This is a genomic window from Vibrio sp. LB10LO1 (genome assembly GCF_010092875.1).
GTDB lineage: Bacteria > Pseudomonadota > Gammaproteobacteria > Enterobacterales > Vibrionaceae > Vibrio > Vibrio campbellii.
The window spans coordinates 280,546-306,488 of the sequence record NZ_JAADJW010000001.1; the positions used below are offsets into that span (position 1 = coordinate 280,546).

Genomic DNA, 25,943 nt, shown 5'->3' on the forward strand with positions numbered 1-25,943 from the left:
AAAAGAAAGCTCAGCGCGAATTCAAACGCTGAGCTTTTTTATTTGAAGATTCTTGGGTCGAAAGCAAAATCAAGCTTCTCTGCTTTCTTCAGGATGTCTTTCATCTTGGGGTGATTTGGATTGACGACGTAGTTGTTATCACGAGGAGAAATTGTCGAAGGCACTTGCAGTGCAGCAAACTCAGGATGTGGGTCGTTAAGAAACTGGTCGCCAATATATTGTGTGGATTCACTAGCAGGAATGGAGCGCCAAGTGACCGGCAAGTCTTCTTCATCCAGTGCGGCAATTAAGTATTCCGGCATCTCGATACGATACAAATCGTAAAGCTTGGTGATCGCCGGATCGTTGTTTACATGCACAAAAACTTCTAACGAGCAAAGAGATTCGGATTGAGAAAAGTACAGTGCTTCAGTTCCTTTAGAGTTCCATCGCCCGCCGTACAGCTTGGCACCGATTGGGCTAAATGGAGACTCAGAGAACTTCTTTTGAGTCAGTCGATAGAGCTTCATATTACGAGAATACCCCGTGCTCTAGTCGTCCAATCAAATCTTTTACGATTTCAAAATCAACCGTGGTTGAAACCATGTCTAGTGGGCGCTTTCCACCCAAACCATAAACATTCTCTCGCATCCAACCTAGTGCGCGTTCTTCATCATCAAACAGTTCTGTTGCTAGTTTAAGTAGCATCGCTAAACGATAGATGGCATCACTCTCTTGCGTGTTGAAGCGCTCTTCGTTTTTGAGTCGACGTTTGATGGTGCTCACTGGGATCAATGTGACGTGTTGGAATTCGCTTTGAGAAAGCTTCACTCGCTCGACGATATTACGGTATACCTTTGGCTCAAAGCCTTTATGAACCGCATCGGTACGACCGGTTTCGGCATCTTCAATGCCCAGCATAAACCAGAAGTTTGCCTTATGAGGCAGCTTCGGTTTAAAGCTTTTTAATGTTGCCGTTGCCATACTGAGCTCCTATAGACCAAATGGTCTTGATATTATGGTCCATATGAGCTCAATTATCAATCGCACAAATTGCAGCCACAGTAAAACAGGCGCTAATCAGAGCAAGAGAAACGTTAAGGCTTGTCTACGCCTGCGTATTTCACCCCAGAAAGCAACGCCATATCGCGATTCCAAGTGGCGAGGTCGTGTTGATTAAACTTGCTGAGATCATTGTGTCCACACGCCCTTGCCATCACTTGCATCAACTCAACCGAGGCTTCAAAGAAGTTCTTCAATTGAACCGAGGCTTTATCCACATTCAACCGCTGTCTTAAGTCGGCTTTTTGCGTTGCAATGCCTGCTGGACAATTGTTTGTATTGCACATTCTCGCGGCTACACAACCTATCGACTGCATCGCACTGTTAGAAATCGCAACACCATCTGCCCCAAGCGCCATCGCTTTTACAAAATCCATTGGAACACGCAGCCCACCTGTAACGATTAACGTGACGCGGTCACTAACACCTTGTGCATCCAGATAGCGCCTTGCTCTGGCGAGCGCGGGAATGGTTGGCACGCTGATGTGATCACGGAACATAGCAGGCGCTGCGCCCGTGCCACCTCCACGACCATCCAAAATGATGTAGTCCGCACTGGCATCAAGTGCGAACTGAATATCTTCTTCGATATGGTTTGCACTGAGCTTGAAGCCTATCGGGATACCACCTGTCACTTCACGTACCCGATCTGCAAACTTTTTGAAATCTTCTGCGGTATGCAGATCTTTAAACGTCGGTGGTGAAATCGCAGATTGCCCTTCGGGAATACCGCGCACTTGCGATATTTTACCCACATTTTTATTGGCTGGTAGATGACCACCAGTCCCTGTTTTTGCTCCCTGCCCACCTTTAAAGTGGAAGGCTTGAACATTGAGCAACTTAGATTCGTCGTAACCAAATTGCGCACTCGCCAACTCATAGAAATAACGCGAGTTCACTGCTTGCTCTTCTGGCAGCATGCCACCTTCTCCGGAACAGATTCCGGTTCCGGCTAACTCCGCACCTTTCGCAAGTGAGATTTTGGCTTCTTCTGATAACGCGCCAAAGCTCATGTCAGAGACAAACAATGGGATTTTTAGTACCAGCGGCTTCTTCGCTTTTGGACCAATCACCAATTCGGTTTTGACTGGCACATCCTCCATCAGAGGTTTGGTTGCCATTTGTGCGACCATCATTTGCAGGTCATCCCAATGTGGCAATTGGTCTCTCGGCACACCCATCGCCGTCATCGGTCCATGGTGCCCTAACTTTGATAGCCCTTCTCTTGCCAGTTGGTGAATAAACTCAACCGTGGGTTCTTCTTGCGTCGCCACTGCAATTGGGATCTCGTTATGTCCAGCTTGGATACCCGGACCTTCTTGTCCCACTTGCTCAGAGGTGAACTGCTTATGCGTACCATCGCAGAAAGGCGCATTTGCGGTGTGCTTACACTGACACAGATACGCATCTTCATCCTTCTCAGCGACAAAGCTCATGGGTTTATAATCGGTTCCGGCGTGGGAGCCATCACAATAAGGTTGGTTCTTCGATCGCCCGCATCGACAAAAGTAATATTCTTGTCCTTGCACAAGCTCAACTTTGATGGGTTTGTTATCCGCTATTACTGGTTTGCTCATTTTGCTTCCCTTTTTCAATGCCATACTCTGTGGTTGGCTTTCAGTAAGCGTAGAACAGCTCAAGTAAAGCGTCAGGGGAATAGAGATTTACCTATACTTTATGTGGGTCTCAACACTCTGGAGGCTAACATGACCATGTCAAACCGGCTCGACCACTATTTGACTGAGCACCATATTCACTTTCAAACCGTGAACCACAGTCATAGTAATAGTTCGCTGCAAAGCGGTGTTGCAGCGGGTATCCCTCTCAATAACTTGGCAAAAGGCGTGATTTTGGAAGATCACCAAGGTCGTCATATGATGGCTGTCTTGCCTGCGAATAATAAAATCAGCTTGTCTCGATTGAATGACGAGCTCAACGCCTCTTTCCATTTAATCAAAGAAAGAGAAGTCTATCGTTTGTTTACCGATTGCGATAACGGTGCAATACCTCCAGTGGGTAGCGCTTATCACATGGCAACCATTTGCGATGAAATGCTCGCCAATTTAGAGCATGTGTATTTGGAAGCAGGCGATCACGAAACCTTGATTAAGTTGGATAAAGAAGCGTTCCGTGAACTGATGGGAGAAAGTCGTTTTCTACGCTTTAGTAGTCAGGTATTTCATTAGTCTTAAGCTGCAATGAATGCGGTATCTAGAACATGTTGGCTCTTGTTGTGACGATTTCATTTTAAATTGCTTTCGCGACAAGAGCCTTTATTCGTTCTTATCTTCAGCGTCTTTAATCTCCTCAACCAAACCCGCCCTGTCAATTCGATAATGCGCGAGATCGTGAGCAAGAAAGAGATGACCAGAGTAAGCGGTTTGAGCTTCTTGTCGAATCTGCTCGATCGACACTTCCGCTTCAGGGCTGAATTGATAGCGAGGGCTAAAATGAGTGAGAATCAAGCTCGGAATTTGCTTTGTCTGAGCATAACTGGCGACTTGTGAAGAATAAGCGTGACCGACTTCTCCTGCTCGCTCTTTCATCGCTTCTGAGTACGTTGATTCGTGTACCAACAGATGCACGCCTTCAATTAGACTATCGAGCTTCTCTGGTTTGTCGTTATCACCACAAATAATCACTTTTCTCGGTGGATGTGCAAGCTTAGTAAACGCCTTACTCATTAAGGTTTGACCCTGGTACTCCACATCATTACCCCGCACAAGTTCTCCCCAGATAGGTCCCCTCGGTATGTTCAATTGCTCAAGCTTATCGATGTCTGGATACATACGAATGGTTGACTCTTCAAAACAGTAAGCAAAGCTAGGAACGCGATGGGAAAGTGCAGTTGCGGTAATCGTAAACTGACCAATTTCAATCGAATCAAACTGCTCGACTTCAATGAAGTGAAGTTCAAATGGCAGATAGAGTTTGGTGAACGCTTGGGTCGCTTCAAACCACTGTTTAATTCCCTCTGGGGCAATGATCGTCAGAGGATCTTTGCGGTTATTCATGCCTGCACTGGCGAGCAAGCCCGGTAAGCCGTAGCAATGGTCGCCATGAATGTGGGTAATACAAATAACTCGTAAATAGTTAAGTGATAACGGAGTGTGTAGCAATTGGTGCTGAGTCGCCTCTCCGCAGTCAATCAGAAACCACCCTTTTCCCTTGCTCTCCAGCAAAGCAGTCGCAGAAACATTACGGGATTTAGTTGGAACCCCAGAAGACGTTCCTAAGAAATACAGCTCCATATGACTTCCCATTCCTTAAGTAAAAGCTCTAATTACTCATAAAGTTTAGCATTCGATCCAGTGATAAATTGTATGATTCTCACCGATTAGAGCACTAAGCCTCAAATACCAATTAAACACCTGTTTAAAACATTTGTACCAAAACTCATTTATTACCATTCGCTATTCTATGACACTTAAGCCACATTTTTTCAGTGGACATCAAACATCATAAGGATATTTAGTAAAACATATACAATATAAAAAACGAGCCTAACTATAACATTTACAGATAGTTATAAACACAAATACAAACCATTGGTTATATGAGATGGAAATAACAAATCTTGAAATTCAATGTTACAACTATGTTAATTGTTTTTATGCTTGAGCTGAGTGTTTAATGAATAACCTACTCACCCCCTGTATAGGTTATTAAGCACTTTTATTTAAAACGCATCCTAAAAACACATGGAGTTTCAGAGTGATATGAAGACAAGGAATGCAAAACTCGCGCTTGCAATAGCTGTAGCGCTCAGCTCCCCTAAATTATACGCAGCTGGGTTTCAATTATCCGAACATTCTGCCGCAGGTCTAGGGCGTGCCAATGCAGGCGAAGCCGCCATAGCAGACGGCGCATCGGTGGTTGCCCATAACCCTGCTGCCATTGCAATGTTCGATTCTTACCAATTGTCCGTAGGTGCTGCTTACATCATGCCAGAGGTTCGCGTAACCGGTAACGGACCTTCAGAATCCTTCAATAATCAGCTAACCAACAATGACGTCGTCGACAATGTGGTTGTGCCATCATTTTATATCGCTGCCCCAATCAATGACTCGTGGTCCTGGGGGCTTGGCATCTTCACTGACTTTGGGTTGGCAACCGAATACCCTGATGACTATTTAGCCGGACCGATTGGTGGGGAAACCAGTTTAGAAACCATTAATTTTAACCCTACCATCGCCTACCGAATCAACGACGAGTTCAGTGTCGGTGCTGGCGCTAGCATTGTTTATGGTAAAGCCAAGCTCACGCGTACGTTGGGTATTCTTGCCGATGCGATTAATGCTGATACGGGCGCAAATTTTGCACGCACCGACGTGGCAAAATCACTCGATGGTGATGGCTGGGGTTACGGTTTTAACCTCGGCGCACTTTGGGAGGTCAACGAGAAGCACCGTTTTGGATTAAGCTATCGCTCTAAAGTGGATGTGGATTTCGAAGGCGATTATTACTCAGACATCCCAAGTGCGATTTCGATGCCGGGTCAAACCGTGACAGGTGACCTAACCCTAAACCTGCCGAGCATTACTGAGTTCTCTGGTTTCCATCAGATTACCGATCCACTGGCTATTCACTACAGTGTGATGATGACGGGTTGGGATGTGTTTGAGGAAATCCGCGCCACCGTAGATGGACAAGAAGTTCTGCAAAAGGATGAGAACTTCGAGAATTCCTTCAAATATGCGTTTGGGGCAACTTACCAACTCAACCCATCCTTCACACTGCGTGCTGGTATTGCTTACGACGAAACACCTAACGTGAATGATAAGAGCATCAGCTTACCAGATTCCGACCGAATCAATTACAGCTTTGGTGCCACCTACTCCTTCAATCAAAACAGCCGAATCGACTTTGGATTCACCTTTATTGATGCCGAAGAAGTCACGTTCACTGAACCGCTTGAGCCTCACGCTCTACCGGGCGTGGATATCGCCTATCGCTCCGAAGGTGATGCCTACATATACGGAATCCAATACAACCACTCTTTCTAATTATTCCTGACTGAGTCAATAACACTAATTACAGGGAAGCAAATCATGCACGGAATAAACAAAACGGTTGTCGCTGCACTCATCAGTTCGAGTCTTTTGATGGGTTGTAACAGTGACGATTATGACGAACCGCAAACCTCTAGCGGTTATGAATTATCTGAATACGGTACACCAGAATTATGTGGCAACGGTCAGGAATGGGCGAGCGCGGAACAAGTCACCGCGATTGAAAACCTGGTCGAACTTGCCGAAGACAACAGCGTGGTAACACTGCCCGCTGGTTGTTTCAAAATGAACAATCAATTGACGGTCGATTCGAAGAATAACCTCGTGTTACGTGGTGCTGGTATCGACCAAACCTACCTCGACTTCAGTAGCGTGGATGGCAAAGACGGTATTGCCATCAGTGGTGGTTCGAACATCACCGTATCCGATCTCCAAATTGCGGAAGCTTCTAAGAACGGTCTTAAAGCCGACGGAGTTGAAGGCATCATTATTCGTGACGTCGCGGCGGTTTGGCTCGAAGTGCCTCGTGCACGTGACGAAGATGGCAACCTACGCGGTACTTACGGCATCTATCCAGTAAAATCTCAAAACGTCTTGATTGAAGATACATGGAGTTACGGCAGTGCTGATGCGGGTATCTATGTGGGTCAAACCATCGGTGCGGTTATCCGTGACAACGTAGCGGAAAAGAACATCGCCGGTATCGAGATAGAAAACAGTTCGAATGTGGATGTCTACAACAACTTAGCTCTGGGAAACACAGGCGGAGTGCTGCTATTTGACCTACCGGGCGCGACCACTATTGGTCGCTTAATTGATGATGTACGCATCTTTGATAACGTCATTCGTGACAACAATTTAGAGAACTACGTCGATACCACCTGTCAAAATGGACTAGGCGGCTGTGGCGTAGTAGGCATCGTCCCTCCTGGTACTGGCGTCGTCATTTTGTCCGGACGTAATAGTGAGTTCTTCAACAACACGATTACTAACCACGACTCAATGGCACTTGCGATGACGAGTTACTTGTTGGTGAACGGCGATCCCAACGCTTACAGCCCACTCAATGGGACATCTGAGGGCAATGCCGTTATGCAGGGCTGGAACCCTGTTCCGACCAACATGTATTTCCACGACAACACCATAACCAACACGGGCGCCAATCCAAATGGTTCTCTGATTGAAGATATGATTTTAGCGTACACGTTAAATCATCAAGCCTTCCCTGCTCTGTTTTATGATGGCGCTGGTGAGTCACTGATTCGTTCACAAATGTTTGCACCATTGCGTGATGCGCTCAACGGTATGACAGGAACAACCAACTGGAATTACCTTACCGAGTTTACCGATGCAGACAGCAACTGCTTAGTGAACAATGGCGCAAGTGTTGGTGTATTGGTTGATAACATGGACCCAACCGCGATTGGCCGTTATGCGGAAAACCCAGCCAATGCAGATTTCTTATATGAGAACGAACAAACAACGCTGCTTACTGCTGGTTGTGATTCTAAGACGCCATTAGACATCAATACCGTCACAATTAATGGCGTTGTGTATGGTTACAATCAAACCGAAGACGGAGCGACAGATCCTGATAATCCAGATACACCAAACGGTATCGTTGGCAACGCAAGCTGTACCCTAGACGACGTGGCGGGTATTAACTGGGATGCGATTACACGTGAAAGCGCGACATACGGTGAAAACTGTGTGAGCTTGTCGCAATACAATCTGTTTGAAGACGCGAAAGATCCAACACAAAACCTCAACTTAGCGGCATCTGCGAAAGGTACTCTGTATGAGATGAACGTTGAACTCTTTACTGACTATACACGCAAATACCGCTTTGTAGTGATGCCAAACGAAGCCTCTGCAAGCTATCGTGAGCAAGAGGTGTTCGACTTCCCAGTAGGTACCGTATTGATTAAAACCTTTGCGCTGCCTTCGAGCACTGAGAATGCCCGTGGTGAAAACGAAGAGCTCATTGAGACTCGCCTATTGATTCGTCGTGACAGCGGTTGGATTGCCCTGCCTTACGTATGGAACGAAGACAAAACCGACGCTTACCTGACTGCGGTATCAGTACCCTTTGAGCGCAGCGTAGAACATAACGGCGAAACACTGAACTTCACTTATGAAGTACCAAGCCGAAATGAGTGTACCTTGTGTCACAAAGTAGAATCTGATGTCTCCGATCCTACTGGTAACACACAACCAAAGGGTTTCTCTCCGATTGGTCCTAAAGCACGTAACCTAAACAGTGTTCAGGATGTCTCTGATGGCTCGCCAGTCAACCAACTTGTACATTGGGAAACGCTGGGGCTATTTACAGAAGCTTTACCAGATACGCCAGAGAACCTACCTAAGACCCCTGTCTTTGATACCGAAGCGGGAGCAAGTAATCTAACGGGTACTGAGCTACTGGATTACGCCAAAGCGTACCTTGATGTGAACTGTGCGCACTGTCACCGTACCGAAGGCAAGGCGGCGAGCAACCCGTTCAAGTTTGAATACTGGCGTGAAGGGATCAGTGAAATGGGCATTTGTGCTCGTGGAATCACCTTCCACAAAGGTCCATCTCCATATGTGATTGTACCGGGTGACCCAGAAAACTCTGTGCTGCACTACCGCATCAATGTCGACAACGGAAATATGATGCCAGAACTAGGTAGACACGTTGTTCACGATGAAGGTGTTCAGTTAATTGCCGATTGGATTAACTCGATTGATACCACAGGCTGGAACTGTGTAGAGTAATACCATCAATGGCTACCAGATGTTTAGGTAGCCATTACACACTTCATTTTTACGTGTTAACAACAAACAAAAACCGCCTCACTGGGCGGTTTTCTTATTCTTGGGTATTCCAATGTCAGTAGTGTTAACGCATAAAGAACTTTTGTAATGCTTTTATTGCCATGCCACGACGCTCCATCAACATTCCTACACGCGGTAACCACGTTGGTGTACTTAGAATGGTTTTGGCGTGACTAAAAGTTCTAAAGCCTTCTTCGCCATGGTAGTGACCGATACCAGATTCACCAATACCACCAAATGGCGCGTCTTCCGCGCCGACGTGCAAGATGGTGTCATTCACCCCAACCCCGCCACTGTGGGTATTACGGGTAATACGCTCAATAACACTCTTATCTTCTGACATGATGTACAGCGCAAGTGGGCGTTGATTCTGATTGATGTAACTGATGACCTCTTGGATATCACGGTAAGGCTTGATTGGCATAAGAGGACCAAAAATCTCTTCTTGCATAATGACCATCTCTTCCGAAACATTGGTCACTAGGTGCGGATATAATAGTCGGCCTTCTGCGCTCGTCTCGGACACGGTGTGTATTTCTGCGCCCTTGACTTTGGCATCTTCCAATACTGCCTTTAAGCGGTCGTGCTGACGTTGATTGATGATATGAGTAAAGCCTTGGTCGTTTTGGCCTTTGAGGTACAGCGCTTCAAAACGTTGTAGAAACAGTGCGACAAACTCGTTGATTCTTCCCTCGGGTACAAAGGCATAATCTGGCGCAACACAGATTTGTCCGGCATTGATGCATTTACCAAACAGTATCGCATCAACCGCTTTACTCAAGTTAGCGTCATCCGCCACGATGACTGGAGATTTACCACCGAGCTCCAACGTAATTGGGGTTAAGTTTTCAGCAGCAGCACGAGCAACCGCGCGACCAACATTGGTTGAGCCGGTAAACAGAAGATGATCAAATGGCAACTTGCTGAACGCTTGTGCAACTTCCGCTTCGCCTTCTACGACTTCAACATCTTCAGGTAACGCTCGGCAAATCTCAGAAATCACTTTGTTGGTCATCGGGGTGAATTCGCTGAGTTTTATCATCACTCGGTTACCAGCAGCAAGCGCAGTCACTAATGGCGATAAACTGAGAATGACTGGGAAGTTCCAAGGAGAGATGATGCCTACTACGCCAACCGGTTGGTATTCAACGGTGACTTTTGAAGGAGCAAGCAACAAACCTGCATGACGACGACTTGGCTTACACCATTTATTGAGGCGTTTTAGGGTGTAATTGATTTGGGCAACCGTCGGCAATACATCCGTCATTGCCGTATCAAATTCAGAGCGGTAACCAAAGTCGGCACTTAAGGCTTCCACTAGCGCTTGCTGATTGTTCAAAATAATCTGCTTAAGAAGGTTAAGCTTTTGCTTTCTTACCTCGAAGGCTGGATAAGGTTCGGCATTGTATGCGGCTTTGAGCTTATCCAATTTTTGTTGCAGCAGTTGACCAACTTCAACGTCGACGATCGCATTCATGATGTTCTCCTTGTGCACCCAATCAAGGGCAATGTCGCACTTATGTACGATTCAAAGTTAACACAAGGGCAACATTCTGACTATTAACGCAATAAGGAAGTTAGAGTTCAAACTCAGATTTGCTCTGGTTAAAGCGCAAGCTTCATTTTGTAATAAGGAACGTCAGATTTGTAGAAGCGCTCACCTTCAACTTGCATCCCAAACCTTTCGTAAAACGCTAGTGCTGATTCTCTCGCATCGCACCAGAAATACTCAACAGGTGAAAACTTAAAGCTTTCTAACACACATCGAATCATGGACGAACCAATGCCCTGCCCTTGATACTCAGGCAAGACAGCAAACTTGCGCAATCGAGCTTGATTGTCATCTCGGTATATCGACGCCACCCCCACCAATACGTTGTCGACGAATGCGCCAAAATGTTCTGCTTCCTCGTCGCCTTCTACTTGGCAATGTTCGATGGGTTTATTTGCCCATAGTACTTGATGGCGAATTGGCATCGCATCTTGCCAAGTAATGGTATTAATGCTTATTTCCATTGCTCTTTTCCTTTCCAGCTCACTTATCCCTTTATATCGCCGCAACGAATTTTAAGCTACTATTTTCAATTACTTATTGTAGCCAGATCCAGCTCATAAATACCCAGTCGTTGAGAAGAATCTAGGGTTTCAAAATCATGTTCAACGTATTCCTTTAATATCGCACCAGCACGTTCTGCAATTTTGATGCTTGGTATGTTGTCTTCCATACAATGGAACTGGATAACGTTAGCATTGCCTCTCTCTTGAATCAGTGGCACTAACGTCATCAAGACCAGATCGATAATTTGATGACCACGCCCTTTCTCTGCCAACCAATATCCAATCTCAGTCACTTTGCTTTGTGTCTCGACACCTTTAATGCCAAGCACTCCCACGAACTCTTGATTTAAGTTTAACGCGAACCAATAGGCATCAAGTGCATTTGAATTAATTCGCTGGGAAATATACGCAACTGCTTCCCTGCGGTTCGTGACCCAATCTGTCCAAGGTAGATATTGAGATAAACTCTCCCGACTCTCATTAACCGCCGAGAGTAAGATGGCGGCATGCTTAGTCAGCAAAGGTTCAATGGAAATACGCTCTGAAATTTGCAGTGCCTGATGTTGTTCATAACCTTGGTACATAGTGATTCCGTAGTTAACTTTGCTGAATCAAAGTGAATGGCGTGAGTTCACTTTCTACGTAGTTCTTCCATACATGCTCGTACAGGTGGTGTTGATTGGCAAATGGCGCGAGCTGTTTTGCTTCTTCCAACGTGCACCAGCGGTAATCGGTGTGCTCATGATTTAGCGTTACCGTTTGATTCGGCTTACAGAACAAAACAAAACAAGGAATGACCATGATTCGATTCTTGTGTGCCTCATAAAACTGCTCTAGAAAATCTGCGCTATGAAGCTCTACATCTTCGATTTGTGTTTCTTCCTTAAGCTCTCGTACGATGGTTTGCCAGCCAGTTTCGCCCTCTTCCACACCACCAGCGACATGACACCAATAGCCACCTTTGACTCGCTCTAACAACAGCATTTTCTTTATGCCGTCGAATTCGGAAATCACCACACCAGACACATGCGTTGCTTGAATAGGAATCATCCCTTTCTCCTTATGTATTTATTGTTTTTATATCTGAACGACACAGTCTACCTTGGTTCAAGAAGATTCGGAGCCTTAATCACAAGGTGCTGATCTTTTTAGCAGTTTAGTGTGCTAAAGTGCGATCCCCCGCAATAAACGAGCAGGTAAGATGCCTAACTCTCTCAACTCAATGATTCCGATTGGCGTGCGCTTTATGGTGCTGTCCGCTTTTGGTTTTGCACTGATGTCTGCCACCGTAAAGCACGTTAGCTTACACGGCATTCCTGTATTTGAAATCGTAGCAGCAAGGGCACTGGTTTCGCTTGTGATCAGCTATCTCGATGTAAAACGTAAAGGCATTTCTGTTTGGGGTAATAATAAGCCCTTGCTCTTTGCTCGCGGTGCTGTTGGAACCATGGCTTTGATGTGTGTGTACTATTCCGTTACAACGCTACCTCTCGCGGAAGCGACCATTTTTCAGTACATCCACCCCGTATTTACAGCCTTACTTGCCGTTTTCTTCCTGAAAGAACGTATCCAGTCTTCGACGTTTATTTGTATCGCCTTGTGTTTACTTGGGGTATACGTCATGGTGAGGCCAGAAACCGGTCCAGATGCGGAGCATGCCTTACCAATGTTCAGTGTGATGATCGCTATCTTAGGTGCGTTTGGTAGCTCTATCGCCTATGTAATCGTGCGCAAGCTAAGCCAGACCGAAGACAGCTCCGTCATCATCTTTTACTTTCCTTTAGTGGCATTGCCTGCATCGATTCTTTTAATTGGGGAGCAATTCGTCATGCCAGATTTGTATCTAACCATGATGCTCGTTTTGGTCGGCGTCTTTACGCAAATAGGACAACTAGGCCTTACGAAAGCAATGCAAACCCAAGAAGCAGGAAAAGCATCAGCCTACTCTTATGTACAAATCATTTTCTCTGTCGTTTTGGGCATCGTCTTCTTTGGTGAACTACCTTCGGCGTGGACATACTTAGGTGGCGCATTAATCGTAACAGGCGCGCTGATCAACGTATTTGGTCAGCATCTCAAGCTGCCGTTTATAAAACGATAACAATCACCCTTCTACTTACGTTTCGTTTGATCGAAAAACAATAAAGCCAGAGCATCACTCTGGCTTTTCTTTTGGCTGTATTTGTAACGCTAAGCTGCTAACTTCAAACCCGCGATACCCGCAACAATGAGCAGTAAACTGATTAGCTTAATTAGTGTGGCCGGTTCATTAAATAAATAGATACTGGCAATTGCGGTACCTATCGCGCCAATACCCACCCAAACCCCATAAGCAACGCCTAGCGGTAACGTTCTAAGCGCGATACCCAGTAACCAAAAGCTTAACCCCATAAACCCAATAGTGAATGCTGATGGTGCAAGCTTACTAAAACCTTCCGTGTATTTGAGCCCGACCGCCCATGCGACTTCGCATAGACCAGCAAGAAAAAGAATTGCCCAAGCCATTGAGAGATTCCAAATGATTGGGGTCGTCCCCGATAGTGATAAGAGCGGTGAGGTCGTCCTCACTTCTTGTGAGCGCGCATTATAACCAAAAGACGAAATACAAAAAATACAGAAAATAAAAGGCTCTGAACGGTGCCAGAGCCTAATTAAGTCAAGAGAAAAACTTACGGTTTCAGTATTGTAAAGACTCGCCCGTCACTCAGGGTAAAGTTAACGGAGCTGGTTTTCTTCGGAATCCCACTCAATGCACACTCAGTATCTGAGTTACATACACCGCCAAGAGACCAAGAACCACCAAGCAATCCAGAACCAGAGATTTGAGCTGTCCATGTCTTACCATTGTTTGTGGAGCTGGTTGTAATGTCTGTTTCTGGCGGAGGTGGTGGCGCTTCATCCTCAACATAAGTCGCCGTAACAGAGAGATTATTGTACGCAGCATAAGCATAGACACCGATATGCCACGTACCTGCGCTTGGTGATGCTAAGGTACAGCTCTCGTTACTATTACTACTATAAGAACGACAATCATAATCGGTTTCTGAAGGCGCGCTGCCTAGCTTCACGTATAAATCGGCATCGCCATCACTGCCCGAGGTCACGACATTTAATTCTGTTGATCCAGTTGGCACATCAATGGTGAAACAACGCCATTGACCTGTCGAAGCAGAGTCAACCGACGACCCTACACCATTTGCCAGTACCGTGATATCACAAGATGTCACTGGTGGTTCAACAACACCGCCGCTTGTAGAGACCCCAACTTGTGCGAATGCATTAGTAATGTCCGTACCGGAATAACCTAACGCTTGTGCAGCAGCCAATACACCAGCAGCAGCTGAATCATAAGTCGCATCAGGCGTCCAATAATTCTGGTTTGCGTAAGCAAAAGTCACAAAGGCTTTTTGTGTCCCCCAACCATATTCGGTTGCAAGTAAATAAAACGCCTTGTTAAACACCCCACTCGAGTAATGCACATCCATACCACTGACATAGTCGGAAGCATGACCGATTGAACGTCCATCTAGAGGCGGATTGTCCATGTATCGCAACGCGCCGTTAGCGGATTTGCGAATGTCATAACCGACTTTCCAATCATTGCTGCCTCTTGAATAAAACTCAGCGGCTTCACCAGCAATATCTGAGAACGCTTCGTTGATACCACCCGATTGCTCAGAATAAATAAGGTTCGAGTTTTGTTCCGTAAAGCCATGACTGACCTCATGGGCGGAAACATCCAAACTCACCAACGGATAAAAATAGGTATCGCCATCACCAAAGGTCATGCTGGAGCCATTCCAAAAGGCGTTCTCATAGCGTTTTCTGTAGTGGACGCGCATCTCTAACTGGAAAGTCAGCGGAGCAATCCCCAACCAATCTAAATACATGTCGTACACAACTTTACCGAAATAATGAGCATCATTAAGAGGGCTGTATGCACCGTTGATTTCTTTTACAGTGTTGGTTGGGCAAGTAAACGTGTGGGTACTACCCGATGTGCGGCCATTTAAGTTGACCGTTTTGACCACACCATCGATATCCATAATACATGTGCTACCAGATTGCTGAACATTTAACGCTTCATAATCCACACCGTATTGGTACTCGCCGATTTTGAGGTTCCCCCCTGGACCATTAGCACTAGCATGGGCTAATCCCTCATACTGATGCAAAACCTTACCCGTGTGCGCGTCGACTAGAAAGGTCGGTCGTGTTGGCTTGTGTGCGCTTTCCGAGTCCGCAAAAAAACGAACCTCATAAGCTAAGTGCGCAACATTGTCGTTATCGACGTAGATGGTTAACGCCTGCTTTTGGTCTTCAATTTGATAGCCGTCTATGACAAATTGCTTTTGGACTTTGCTTTTCGCTTCGCCCGCTTTAAGCGATGGCGACACATTAGAAATATCATCGGCAATATCTTTAACCAATGTCCCGTTGATTCGCTTTATTTTGCCATTCTGATCTCGGTGGACAACAATCTGTTTCCCCCATACCGGAATACCTTTATACGTTTGCTGGTAGCGTGTATGTAGGTTGCCATTTTTGCCTTGGTTGGATTGAATTTTCTCCACTTTGTTCTCTTTTTGAAGCCCCAAAGCCTTACCGACATTTTGGGTTGAAGACTGATTACGCTTCTCTAGAGATACAAGATAACCATGATTATTTTCTAACCTTTCAGGCTTTGCTGCAAAAGAAAAAGATGAAAAGCATATTGCAGAGAGAAGCACAGCTGTCGTGATGACTCTGTAGCTTTGAGGTGTTGCGGTTTCCATTATTTGATCCCCTGTCTTGCTCACTTAGCAACGCCAATCTGACAGAGTTCAACGCCTAAGAATAACTAAACTTACTCGACGCTTATTGAAATAGTTATCAATAAAGAGTCTAGTCGGCGGTTTCAATAAATCCACCCAATGATTTCATGCAAATGAAACCAATCAGCAAGAGATATTTAACAGTTTGAATATAACCTTCTGGTGTTGAAAATGATGCATTTATTGCATAAATCACACAAAACCTGCGCATATGTGTAACTACGCAATCGTTTGTGTGACACAGATCGCTTACAAAACTTACTGATAACTTTAGTATTTGCGCGAACCCAATTATAAGGTATTGCATACTAATGAAATACATCAAAACCCCTCTTGCTCTCCTAATCGGCGCTGCACTACTGACTGGCTGTAACGACGACACTGAATACGTAGATGTTCAACCTAAAGAAGTAAAGATCGCCACTTATAACCTCTCTTTTGATCGCAGTACTTTTGAAGATCTCGTTGCAGAAATGCAAGTTGAACCAGCCAAGCAAACTGAGCTTGTCACCGCTTACCTTGACGGCAGCATCGCGGATGCAGACAAAACAATGGCTGAAAAAGTCATTCAAATCCGTAACGTTGCAGCAATCATTCAGAAAAACCGTCCAGATGTTCTTATGATGGCGGAATACAACAACGACGGTACAGGTGAAGATAAGGTGGCGCTGGAAGGTTTCCAGAAAAACTACCTATCTGTAGCACAAAGCCTTGAAGGTGCAGGTGGTGAAGCAAACCTAGAGCCAATCGAGTATCCTTACACCGAGTCTTACTCAACAAACACAGGCCTAAACAGCGGCCTTGATCTAGACAACAACGGTACTGCAGGTCAGCTACCGGGTGATGCTTGGGGCTTTGGTTTCTACCACGGTCAATACGCGTTCGCATTAATGTCTAAGTACGAAATTGACACAGAAAACACACGCACTTTCCAAGAGTTTAAATGGAAAGACATGGAAGGCGCAAAAATCCCAACCATTACGATCTGTGACGGTTCACAAACCATTCCTGAGGGCATGCAGTGTGGTGATGAATGGTACACAGCTGAAGAGTGGGATGTCGTTCGTCTATCTTCTAAAAACCACGTAGATGCACCAATTATCATCCCTACTGAGAAAGGTGATGAAGTGGTTCACCTGTTGATGTCTCACCCTACTCCGCCAGTATTCGATCCAGGCAAAAACAAAGTACAAAATGGTGCTGAAGTTGAGTTTTGGCATCACTACGTACAAGGTAAAGAATACTTCTACGATGATGCAGGCAACAAAGGTGGCTTAGCTGAAGGTGCGAAGTTTGTGATGATGGGTGACCAAAACCTTGATCCACTGGATGGCGATGGTTTCAGTGAAATCATGCAAGCTTTTCACAACGATCCATTGGTTAATCAAGATGTGATGAATGGTGAGCTTTACCCTACTAGCTATGGTGCAGCCGAGCATGCGGTAGATAAAAACTCGACTCACCCAATTCCAAACCGCATCACGTCTACGTTCGGCCTTGGTGTTGACTATGCGATGCCATCAGCAAACCTAAACGTTGTGGGCTCTGGTGTTTACTGGGCTGCATCTTACGAAGAAGGTCGTAAACTGTTTAACGACGACCGCATCGGTAAGTACGGTAACGGTAAAGATGTGTCTTCTGACCACCGCATGGTTTGGATCAAAGCGCAGTTTTAAGTACTGAGCCTCTTACATTTAGATACAACAAAGCCTCGGTATATGCCGAGGCTTTTGTTTATTGGGGTGAACACTACCAACGGTATGTTAGTGAAACACCCACATCTTCGCTCGTCACCCAAGGTACAAGCTGAACATTTTCATCGTATGCATCTGTAAATACATATGCGCTTAAGGTGCCAAGTGCAGCGCCAGCAAGTACGTCACGCCAGTAGTGCTTCTTCGCCTCTACTCGCCCTACGCCGACTAAAGCAGCAACACCGTATGCAGGTAAGCCTGCTTCCCAGCCATATCGCAAATAAAGGTTTGTCGCCGAAGCAAAAGCGTTAGCCGTATGGTTGGAAGGGAAACTGTCATTGCCACTTTTATCCGGGCGTTCTGCGTCGATGGTTATTTTACCAATTAAACCAATGCCCGATGCTGCGCCAATACTAAACCCTGCTTGCCAGAAGCCTTCCCAATCTCCTTTGTATGCAGGTACCGCGGCCGCCGTTGCAACCAAGCCATAGGCACCGATATCGGTAAGTACGTCCCAATCTTTTTCACTCATCGCATGTACCGAATGAGCACCAAAAATAGAGACGACACCAACTAAACGTACAACTTTCTTCATTAATACAACCAATTAGAGTTCATATGCGCCCGAAAACTATCACAGCTCTCGGCATTATTCGACTGGAAACTGTAACAATTAAAACGTGAATTGATTGTGAAAAAAAAGCCAACCACAAGGTTTGTGATTGGCTGTATATACGTGTGAACAATTTGGTTCACTAACAACGTCAGTTGGCTAGGTGACCCTCGGCTTAAAAGGGTCATTACAACTAAAGCATTAGGCATGCCAACTTTTTGATGCACTTAAATCGATTGATATTTAATCACTTGCAATAAAATTGTACGAATATTAATCCTTGCATTTTCCATACGGATGCATATTGCAAACAATCCTTTGCAAATCGCAAGTAATTTGCATTACCTCTAGGGTTTTCGCGCAAGGTCTCGCGCTAAAATCAACGCTAGGCCAAAGACCTGAAGAAACAGCCCGATGCTCTTATACCAAGCGATCTTTTCATCTAGATTCGACATGACTTCAGTTACCTCAAGGTTTTCAAGGTAGTAACTGTCAATGCGGTCTCGATAGTTAGTTTGAGCTTGATTGATTTCGGACATCAGCTTAGGCAGTTGAGTAATATCAATAGCGCTAACTTTATCTCCCGTCCAAGCAGAAAGGTGTCCTTGTAGCACTTGATTCATCTCCTCAGAAACCGCTTCACTTTGAGACAGGTGTAAATGCAATAGCAACACCTCTCGCTTTCGCTCTAGCGTTTCTACGCTGTTCCAAGCCAGTTGAATCGAATACAAGTTGTCGGCTTTTTGATCGGCAAGCAGCCCTGTTTCTTTGCCCAGCTTGTCTAACACCACACTGGTTAGAATGATTGCAGCAATGTTGAGAACAAGCCCAATAAGAACCAGTAGCCAAGCAGGAGGCAAGTAAGTCGAATTTTTTACCATAAATTACCGTAAGGTAGGTAGATTAAGTTCAGCACCACTAAACCAATCATAGTAAAAAAGGTCAATTTCATCCCGGTCACGCGTCCTTTTAAGTCTTCACCTAAAATCCCACGAGCATGAATAATGCGTCCGACAACAAACAAAACGCCGGTGAGATGAATCCAAATAACAGAAGCGCCATTGTATTCAACTAAAGCCATGAGAATCAGGGTAATCGGAATATATTCACTTGCGTTGCTTTGGGCACTGCGCGCGATTTGAAGCGCAGCTACACCTCCATCGGCATAAGCGATTTTGTTGCTGCGACGCTGTTTGATAACTTGAAAAGCAAGCCAGATGAGCAGTAATGCAAGAATGGATGCGTAGAGAGCGGTGATCATAGAACTTCCTTCTTTAGACAGTACGATAATATTCAACTACCGAAAATTAAGGGCTAACTGTATCTAAAATATAAGCTAGCCCTATGAACCTAAAGAAGGAATGGGTTAAATTGAGTGGTCAGCAAGCTTTCTTCGTTTTGATAGCTTGGCCACGCCCTCAAAAATCGTAAACAGTAGACCAACCCAGATAAAGGCAAATGTCACCGCTTTTACGCTGTCGAACAACTCACCAAAGAACACGACAGCCAACACAAACTGTAGGCTTGGCTCAATGTATTGCATAAGTCCAACTGTAGACAAGTTTGTAATTCGGATCGCAATCGAGTAGAAAATCAGCGGTAGAATCGTCACCGGTGCACTGCCTAAATAGAGCATGAAGGTCGTCATATCTACCGTAGAGGCCAACTCTCCCACCGTTACTTGTTTAACAATAAGATAGGCAAGCGCGATTGGTGTCAGCACTAGCGCCTCAATAAACAGCGTTGTACTCCAATCAAAATTAATCTTCTTCTTAAAAAGACCATACAGAGAGAAGAACAAACCCATCGTCAGTGCCACCAGCGGTAATTGACCGTACTGGAAAACCTGATACAACACGCCAATGGTCGCTAAAAGAATCGCAATAAATTGCCCTTTGGATAGCTTATCACCCAAGATAAACACACCAAGCGCGACAGAAATAAGAGGACCGATGAAGAAACCCAAGCTAGCGTCAATCACTCGGTTGTTGGTCAGCGCCCATGTAAAGGCAACCCAAGAAATACACATAAGGCTACTGGCGACAAACGTATACCAAAGTGACTTTTTATCTTGCCAAACCTTAGACCATTTCGGCATATGGCGCGTCATCGCTAATACTAAAATAAACCCTACTGGCACCGAGCCAATGATGCGTAACGCCAACAATTCATCCATCGATGCATTTGGCAGAAAGCGATAATAAATAGGCAACAATCCCCAAATAACAAAGGACAATGCAGCCATTAAATTGCCGTAAAGACTGTTGTTCATAACTAACTCGACATATAAAAAGTGACGCGATTCTATAGCGCAAAGTCGTTTTGTAAAGTGAATTTGAGAGCGAAGATCGCCTTTACAAAGCTAAGCCTTGAATCACTGCTGTAATACCGCTAACAAAACAGAGTGTCAGCGCACCAAAGCGAATTTTTTCTTTTGGTAAAGATTGCGTTGTTTTCATTGCCAGCCAGTAGCCAAACGCCCCTGCTGGCAGCAATGGCAAAGTAATCACCAAATGATGAAGAGTGAAGAAACCAACTGGAATTTGCACCACTAGCGAGATAATAGAGCTGAAAACAAAGAAGGCAGAAAGGTTACCACGTAACTGATTCGCTTCTTGATGTTGCAGCAATAACGCCATCGGCGGACCGCCAATGGCAGAGCTCGTACCAAATAAGCCAGAGAAGAAACCAGCAAACGTCATACGCCCAGGCGTTGGCTCAATACGAAACGGAAGTACACTTACTGCCACAGCAAAAAGCACAAGGAATCCTATCCAAAGTGTCAGTGCTTCTGTAGAGACAAAAAACAGCAATGCCCCACCCGCTAATGAACCTGGCACACGACCAATCAGTGCCATTTTTAAACCGCCGATTTCTACGCTACTGCGGTGCTTCATTGCGTTCATCAAAGATATAAACAGCGCAACAAGACAGATTGGTGCCGGCACATACTCCGGCGCCCAAAGAATCAATAATGGCGCAGACACAATAGCCAGGCCAAAACCTATGGCAGTTTGTACGTAAGAGCCGAGGAAAATCAGGCCCATAGCAAGCAAAGTAGTTGAATCGAAATCCATCGATATGTTCTTACATTCTAATTATTTATTAGAGAATCAGTTGAATATATAAAAATTATTAATGACCAACTCTCACCCCGCGTAGGATTCATCAAACGCATAAAAAACACAATCAAAATGTTTCAAAATCTGATCACTTAGAGGCCATTTTTATCACATCAAAAGCTGCGTATTCCTTGAACACATCATTTATAAAACGAATGGTATCGAGAAGGAAAATATAAGACTATAATCAATCTCCATTTAGAGTGAATGCACCATCAAAATTCACCGCTTATGGGCTTAAGTAGTCTATCGCACCACAAAAATATAAGAACATTAGACTATCGTATCAACCTAACTTAAAGATGGTTTATGAAAAGAAAATCAGGTTTTACTTTAATTGAGCTTGTTGTTGTTATCGTAATTCTCGGCATCCTTGCCGTTACTGCCGCGCCACGCTTTTTAAACATTCAAGATGATGCTCGTGAAGCTCGTTTAGAAGGTATGAAAGGTGCAATCGCATCAGGCTTGGGAGTTGGATATGCAAAACTAGCAACCACCGGGCAAGAACACCTCGCCTATGTTTCAAACAAGAACACGCACGATAAAACACCAATGCAGGCACTGCCTTTCGATGGTTGTGAGCTAAATGGCTCGAAGTACTGCGTATTTTTATATGGCTACCCTGACGCCGACAATGACAGCTTGCCTCTGCTAGTGCAAGGTATTGATGGTTCGGACTCAGATTGGAAAATAATCCGACATCCATCAGGTTCAAGTACCCGCGAAATGGTGATTGCCGCAGCGGATGACCCAAGAGCGAGTCTAACGCAATGCGGTATTTTATATGGACCACCTCAATCAGAAAACGAAAGTTACAAGCTTGAAATCCTTCCTTGTCCGTAACAAAAAAAGGCTGCCAATTCGGCAGCCTTTTTAGTATCTCGAGATAATTTATGCGAAATTAAACACGTGCTTGTCCATCATATTCACCATGCGGCCAATCTCTGGCTTGGTGATGGTGTCATTAGCACCAAGGGACAACGCCTTCGCACGGTTATCTTCACTCATTAATGAAGAAAACATTACGATAGGCATTTCGTTATATTCTTGCGTATCACGCAGTCGTTTGACTAAGTGCATACCATCCATACGAGGCATTTCTACGTCGGTTACAACGGCATCAAGCAATTCACGAACTGGCAAGTTTTCTTCTTTCGCGACTTCGATCAAGCTCATCAATTTTTCATACGCTTCGCCACCATCTTTACAGGTGATCACGTTATAACCCGCGGAAGCCAATGTATCTTGAATCAATGATCGAATAAAGGCAGAGTCATCCACCACCATGATGGTTTTTGCGTTACGCTTACCTACCATACGTTGGTTCAAGTCTACTGATTTATCGCCAGTCACATCGTATTTTTCCATACTCAGTTCTGGGTTGATGTCCGCAATGATTTTCTCGAAATCCAGAATCATGATCAGGTTGCCATCTTTACGAACAACAGCCACAACACAATCTTGCTCACCCGCCTCTAAGAATTGGCTTGGAGATTCCACATCGTTCCAAGAAATACGGTGGATACGCGAAATACTGTCAATCAAGAAGCCATTTGTCATCTTGTTAAAATCGGTAACGATAACGAACTTACGCTCAAGATCACGGCGAGTAGGAACACCTAACCAACCAGCAAGGTCAACCAGAGGTGTTAATACTTCGCGCGACGAGAATACGCCGATCATATGAGGTTGTGCATTCGGATAATCAGTAGTCTCTGGTACGCGAATCACTTCTCGTACTTTAGCGACGTTAATACCGTAATAACATGTTTTTGTGCTGCCATCTGGCAATTGTTTTTCTAAATGGAACTCAATGATTTCAAGCTCATTGGTACCACTTTCAGTCAGAATAGTACTGGTTACGTTACTCATAAACCCAATTATCCAAAATACGCATCAAGAAGTGGCTTGATGCAATGCCACAGAGAATCACTTCACAGGCGTAAATTTCCAAGAGTCCTTTTGTAGTCTTTGAGACAGAATTTGTAAATAATCAAAAGGATGCTGACTGCACACTTCTATATCAAATGCTGAAATTTCGTCTCATTTTTGAACAAAACACAGCCATACGTTCAATATGGAAAGGCGTTCTAGTTATTAGCGGCAGCTCGAACAAAAAGTTTAGCGATAAATTAGTGCGTTTTAATCACTGACTCATTCGCGACACGATGACGTTCTCCGTATACGCCCTCATCGGTTCTAACACCACAGCTAACAACCATTGTGATCTGGTCGCTGCCTCTTAAACCGAGTAGCTGTTTTACGCGTTTTGAATCAAAGCCCTCCATCGGGCATGTGTCATAACCTTTCTCGCGCATTGCGTACATAAAGGTCATCGCAGCAAGTGAAACGCTCTTGTGCAAACAAACACGTACGTCCGATTTACTCACTTCTCGCACCATGGGTTTGTTTCTACCTAACCACCAACTATATGCCTTCCTCAGCAAACCGCGGACACCAAACATGTCGTTGTTGTAAACCATTGGGATGAGTTTTTCGTAATACTTTAGAGCGCGCTTGGCCGCAACGTCGTCACGGCCTTTAAAAGCTTGACGCACAGTCTCTGCGTTGCGCTTGGCGCGCTCTTCCCAGTTGTGGGTCGTTGCGACAAAAACCACCAGTTCATTCGCGGTTTTGGCTGCATTTTGTCCCATACAGTATTCTGCTAGCTTTGCTTTTTTCTCATCCGAGATAACTCGATGAAATTCCCACATCTGCATGTTGCTGCTATTGGGGCTTAAAGTCGTCAACTCTAGGGCCGTTGCTACATCGTCGTGGTTAAATTCAGCATCCGCATCGTATTTTCTAACTGAACGACGTAAATGGACAATAGATTCGAAAGAAGATTGGCTCATAACAAACTCTAAATATGGAAAAAAGTGATCTTTACTGATTCATCGATAAGCTGCAAGTGCAAATACAACGCCAAACTTAAATCCACGTCAGACTGTTTGTTGTTGCTACGCCAATAAGTGACACTGGGATAAAAAGATAAATAAACATGCTTACCTACTCTTCCCCCGCCTGATTACTGTCTGAATCAGAAGCATCGATTTTATCTCGTCGTATCTAATTGATTGTATTATTTTTAACGAAACATTTTCTCAATAATAAGACACTCTATTTCAAAAAGTGAAATTGTCATTTTCACCCATTACCCACAGATTTTTCCTACAATCCGACTCCATTAAAGAGTGCTGAAAGGAAGCGGCAAGTAAATTGAAACATAAGGTGAGGCACAAATATGAATAACGTTCTTATTATCGACGACCAGCCGCTATATAGTGAAGCGCTTGCTTCTCTTGTTCAAACCGCTTTCCAATCTGTTAACATCGTAGAGTCAACAGACAGCGCTGAAGTGATGGATATCGTTCGTAACCAACCTGTCGATTTGGTTATTTTAGATGTCGTACTGGGTGACCGAGACGGTATGCGTCTAGCGAAAAATATATTAGCGACGGGTTACCAAGGTAAGATTTTGTTTATTTCTTCTCGCGATTATTCGAGCTTGTCTAAAGCGGCATTTGAAATGGGTGCACATGGCTTTTTGAATAAAAACGAAGCGAAAGCAACCATTTTGGATGCTATTGTTAGCGTGACGCGTGGGTATTCTATGTTTAAAGCGACGCATAACCAATCATCGGGTAGCGTCACTTTATCGAATCGTGAAGCGATGGTATTTCACTATCTCGCTCAAGGTTACTCGAATAAGAAGATCTCAGAGCAACTGTCATTGAGCGCTAAAACCATCAGTACTTACAAAACTCGTATCTTGAAGAAATATCATGCTGAGTCAGTGGTCGAATTACTGAACACACTTCCTCAAGAAGAATGCGGAAGCCTTTGCTGTTAGCCGCTCTTCGAAATAACACGACTAAGTAATCACATATTTCGCGATAGCATCAGTTAATAGCTGGTGCATCGAGTTGTAGCGATGCGTTTGCTTCATTTGTACCACCACTTTTGGGCGCCCCTGCGGATAGAAAGTTTCAGGTACAGGAATAAAATTATAGCCATCAATTGGTTTTTGATACTCAAGTAAAATCGTCGCAGCCCCTCTCATTCTAATAACCTTGAGTAAGCTGGTTATATTTCCGATAGTAGCGACTCGATCAATGTTAAGACCGCTCTGCTCAAGGGCTCGTTTAGTGACTTGTTCCCTGTCCTTCCAGCCTGCCAACTCAAGTAGAATAAATTTAAGCTCACACGCTTTTTCTACTTCAGTAATACCTAAATCGGCAGGCACGACGATGACGGCAGGAGCGTAACCAATAAATTGCTGATGAATGGATTTTGGGTATTCCTCATTAAAGTAATGCAATTGCATGTCGACTTTATCTTCAAGGATTTCATCGATCGTGCTATCCGTACTGCTTGCAACATTGACGTGGGCATTAGGAAACAACTCCATCAGATCATCCAACAGCAGGTGGCCAAAGGATTGCTGCGCGGATTGTGGCAAACAGATGGTGATGCTCCTGTCATAAGACAGAGGATCAAACTCACGTCTAATCAAGCAGGTTTCTAGCTGATCAAGTGCATTCGTAATTTCGGGCAGCTTCCTCTTTAGATAATGCGTAGGCTCAAAGTGATGAGCGTGTCGGATAAACAGTTCATCCTCTAATTGCGTTCGTAAACGGGTGAGATACTTACTTATAGACGCTTCGCTTTTACCCAACGCTTTCGCGACAGGTTTAAGTTGACGATGACGCTCCAGCAACACAAGAATTTTGAGGAGATTTAGGTCGAGATCTTTATTCACAGCGTGGTTA

At 44.7% G+C, this 25,943-nt stretch carries 25 protein-coding genes; 7 read left to right on the top strand and 18 right to left on the bottom strand.

Going from position 1 to position 25,943, the window contains the following annotated elements; all coding sequences use genetic code 11:
- Nucleotides 1-38 precede the first annotated feature (38 nt).
- From GXP65_RS01205 to GXP65_RS01215, 3 genes are all read right to left on the bottom strand, one after another.
- Complete coding sequence (locus tag GXP65_RS01205) at nt 39-509, bottom strand: RES family NAD+ phosphorylase (RefSeq protein WP_005447071.1); 471 nt, start codon at nt 507-509, stop codon at nt 39-41.
- 1 nt (nt 510) lies between these two features.
- A complete protein-coding gene (locus GXP65_RS01210) occupies nt 511-963 on the bottom strand; it encodes an antitoxin Xre/MbcA/ParS toxin-binding domain-containing protein (protein WP_005426938.1) in 453 nt (150 codons plus the stop codon).
- A gap of 113 nt (nt 964-1,076) precedes the next feature.
- On the bottom strand, nt 1,077-2,618 hold the full coding sequence (locus GXP65_RS01215; RefSeq protein WP_162091782.1) for a glutamate synthase-related protein: 1,542 nt from the start codon (nt 2,616-2,618) through the stop codon (nt 1,077-1,079).
- Nucleotides 2,619-2,747: 129 nt separating this feature from the next.
- Here GXP65_RS01215 and GXP65_RS01220 point away from each other — a divergent pair, with 129 nt between their 5' ends.
- On the top strand, nt 2,748-3,227 hold the full coding sequence (locus GXP65_RS01220) for a YbaK/EbsC family protein (RefSeq protein ID WP_045376966.1): 480 nt from the start codon (nt 2,748-2,750) through the stop codon (nt 3,225-3,227).
- An 87-nt stretch (nt 3,228-3,314) separates the two neighbouring features.
- Here GXP65_RS01220 and GXP65_RS01225 read toward each other — a convergent pair whose 3' ends face one another.
- Nucleotides 3,315-4,292, bottom strand: a complete 978-nt coding sequence (locus GXP65_RS01225; RefSeq protein ID WP_162091783.1) for a ribonuclease Z — start codon at nt 4,290-4,292, stop codon at nt 3,315-3,317.
- Nucleotides 4,293-4,760: 468 nt separating this feature from the next.
- Between GXP65_RS01225 and GXP65_RS01230 the strand changes: the two genes are divergently transcribed.
- Nucleotides 4,761-6,047 carry an outer membrane protein transport protein gene (locus tag GXP65_RS01230; protein WP_162091784.1) on the top strand — a complete coding sequence of 429 codons (1,287 nt, stop codon included), beginning with the start codon at nt 4,761-4,763 and terminating at the stop codon, nt 6,045-6,047.
- Between the two features lie 45 nt (nt 6,048-6,092).
- On the top strand, nt 6,093-8,810 hold the full coding sequence (locus GXP65_RS01235) for an SO2930 family diheme c-type cytochrome (RefSeq protein ID WP_162091785.1): 2,718 nt from the start codon (nt 6,093-6,095) through the stop codon (nt 8,808-8,810).
- 124 nt (nt 8,811-8,934) lie between these two features.
- Here GXP65_RS01235 and GXP65_RS01240 read toward each other — a convergent pair whose 3' ends face one another.
- The 4 genes from GXP65_RS01240 to GXP65_RS01255 form a co-directional block, all read right to left on the bottom strand.
- A complete protein-coding gene (locus GXP65_RS01240; protein ID WP_162091786.1) occupies nt 8,935-10,347 on the bottom strand; it encodes a coniferyl aldehyde dehydrogenase in 1,413 nt (470 codons plus the stop codon).
- 128 nt (nt 10,348-10,475) lie between these two features.
- Nucleotides 10,476-10,886, bottom strand: a complete 411-nt coding sequence (locus GXP65_RS01245; protein WP_005426918.1) for a GNAT family N-acetyltransferase — start codon at nt 10,884-10,886, stop codon at nt 10,476-10,478.
- A gap of 65 nt (nt 10,887-10,951) precedes the next feature.
- The gene (locus GXP65_RS01250; protein ID WP_005426946.1) at nt 10,952-11,512 is read right to left on the bottom strand and encodes a GNAT family protein; all 561 of its coding nucleotides are present in this window, start codon (nt 11,510-11,512) and stop codon (nt 10,952-10,954) included.
- Nucleotides 11,513-11,525: 13 nt separating this feature from the next.
- Nucleotides 11,526-11,978 carry an NUDIX domain-containing protein gene (locus tag GXP65_RS01255; protein WP_005426958.1) on the bottom strand — a complete coding sequence of 151 codons (453 nt, stop codon included), beginning with the start codon at nt 11,976-11,978 and terminating at the stop codon, nt 11,526-11,528.
- Nucleotides 11,979-12,129: 151 nt separating this feature from the next.
- Between GXP65_RS01255 and GXP65_RS01260 the strand changes: the two genes are divergently transcribed.
- A complete protein-coding gene (locus tag GXP65_RS01260) occupies nt 12,130-13,029 on the top strand; it encodes a DMT family transporter (RefSeq protein WP_162091787.1) in 900 nt (299 codons plus the stop codon).
- Between the two features lie 89 nt (nt 13,030-13,118).
- Here the strand turns inward: GXP65_RS01260 and GXP65_RS01265 are convergent, their stop codons facing one another.
- Together GXP65_RS01265 and GXP65_RS01270 are read right to left on the bottom strand one after the other, a co-directional pair.
- Entirely contained in the window at nt 13,119-13,433 is a 315-nt protein-coding gene (locus GXP65_RS01265) for a multidrug efflux SMR transporter (RefSeq protein ID WP_162091788.1), read from the bottom strand.
- A gap of 164 nt (nt 13,434-13,597) precedes the next feature.
- Complete coding sequence (locus tag GXP65_RS01270) at nt 13,598-15,703, bottom strand: M4 family metallopeptidase (protein ID WP_162091789.1); 2,106 nt, start codon at nt 15,701-15,703, stop codon at nt 13,598-13,600.
- A gap of 350 nt (nt 15,704-16,053) precedes the next feature.
- Here GXP65_RS01270 and GXP65_RS01275 point away from each other — a divergent pair, with 350 nt between their 5' ends.
- Nucleotides 16,054-17,418 (top strand): endonuclease/exonuclease/phosphatase family protein, encoded by a 1,365-nt coding sequence (locus GXP65_RS01275; RefSeq protein WP_162091790.1) that lies wholly within the window; start codon nt 16,054-16,056, stop codon nt 17,416-17,418.
- 73 nt (nt 17,419-17,491) lie between these two features.
- On the opposite strand, the gene GXP65_RS01280 is transcribed toward GXP65_RS01275, so the two are convergent.
- The 5 genes from GXP65_RS01280 to GXP65_RS01300 form a co-directional block, all read right to left on the bottom strand.
- Nucleotides 17,492-18,031 carry a phosphatase PAP2 family protein gene (locus GXP65_RS01280; RefSeq protein WP_045458879.1) on the bottom strand — a complete coding sequence of 180 codons (540 nt, stop codon included), beginning with the start codon at nt 18,029-18,031 and terminating at the stop codon, nt 17,492-17,494.
- Nucleotides 18,032-18,396: 365 nt separating this feature from the next.
- On the bottom strand, nt 18,397-18,930 hold the full coding sequence (locus GXP65_RS01285) for a hypothetical protein (protein WP_005426782.1): 534 nt from the start codon (nt 18,928-18,930) through the stop codon (nt 18,397-18,399).
- Complete coding sequence (locus tag GXP65_RS01290; protein WP_045372188.1) at nt 18,924-19,310, bottom strand: MAPEG family protein; 387 nt, start codon at nt 19,308-19,310, stop codon at nt 18,924-18,926. The genes GXP65_RS01285 and GXP65_RS01290 overlap by 7 nt, the downstream gene beginning before the upstream one ends.
- 105 nt (nt 19,311-19,415) lie before the next feature.
- Nucleotides 19,416-20,321, bottom strand: coding sequence for an EamA family transporter RarD (gene rarD, locus GXP65_RS01295; RefSeq protein ID WP_045372190.1), 906 nt, complete (start codon nt 20,319-20,321; stop codon nt 19,416-19,418).
- 82 nt (nt 20,322-20,403) lie between these two features.
- Nucleotides 20,404-21,126, bottom strand: a complete 723-nt coding sequence (locus tag GXP65_RS01300) for a sulfite exporter TauE/SafE family protein (RefSeq protein ID WP_005426837.1) — start codon at nt 21,124-21,126, stop codon at nt 20,404-20,406.
- Nucleotides 21,127-21,480: 354 nt separating this feature from the next.
- Between GXP65_RS01300 and GXP65_RS01305 the strand changes: the two genes are divergently transcribed.
- Nucleotides 21,481-22,014, top strand: a complete 534-nt coding sequence (locus tag GXP65_RS01305) for a type II secretion system protein (RefSeq protein WP_038891192.1) — start codon at nt 21,481-21,483, stop codon at nt 22,012-22,014.
- Between the two features lie 48 nt (nt 22,015-22,062).
- Here GXP65_RS01305 and GXP65_RS01310 read toward each other — a convergent pair whose 3' ends face one another.
- Both GXP65_RS01310 and GXP65_RS01315 read right to left on the bottom strand, forming a co-directional pair.
- A complete protein-coding gene (locus GXP65_RS01310) occupies nt 22,063-23,043 on the bottom strand; it encodes a chemotaxis protein (protein ID WP_005426925.1) in 981 nt (326 codons plus the stop codon).
- Nucleotides 23,044-23,303: 260 nt separating this feature from the next.
- Entirely contained in the window at nt 23,304-24,026 is a 723-nt protein-coding gene (locus GXP65_RS01315; protein ID WP_162091791.1) for a nitroreductase family protein, read from the bottom strand.
- Nucleotides 24,027-24,415: 389 nt separating this feature from the next.
- Between GXP65_RS01315 and GXP65_RS01320 the strand changes: the two genes are divergently transcribed.
- Nucleotides 24,416-25,024, top strand: a complete 609-nt coding sequence (locus GXP65_RS01320) for a response regulator transcription factor (protein ID WP_045372194.1) — start codon at nt 24,416-24,418, stop codon at nt 25,022-25,024.
- Between the two features lie 21 nt (nt 25,025-25,045).
- Here the strand turns inward: GXP65_RS01320 and GXP65_RS01325 are convergent, their stop codons facing one another.
- Nucleotides 25,046-25,933 (bottom strand): LysR family transcriptional regulator, encoded by an 888-nt coding sequence (locus tag GXP65_RS01325; RefSeq protein WP_162091792.1) that lies wholly within the window; start codon nt 25,931-25,933, stop codon nt 25,046-25,048.
- Nucleotides 25,934-25,943: the final 10 nt, after the last annotated feature.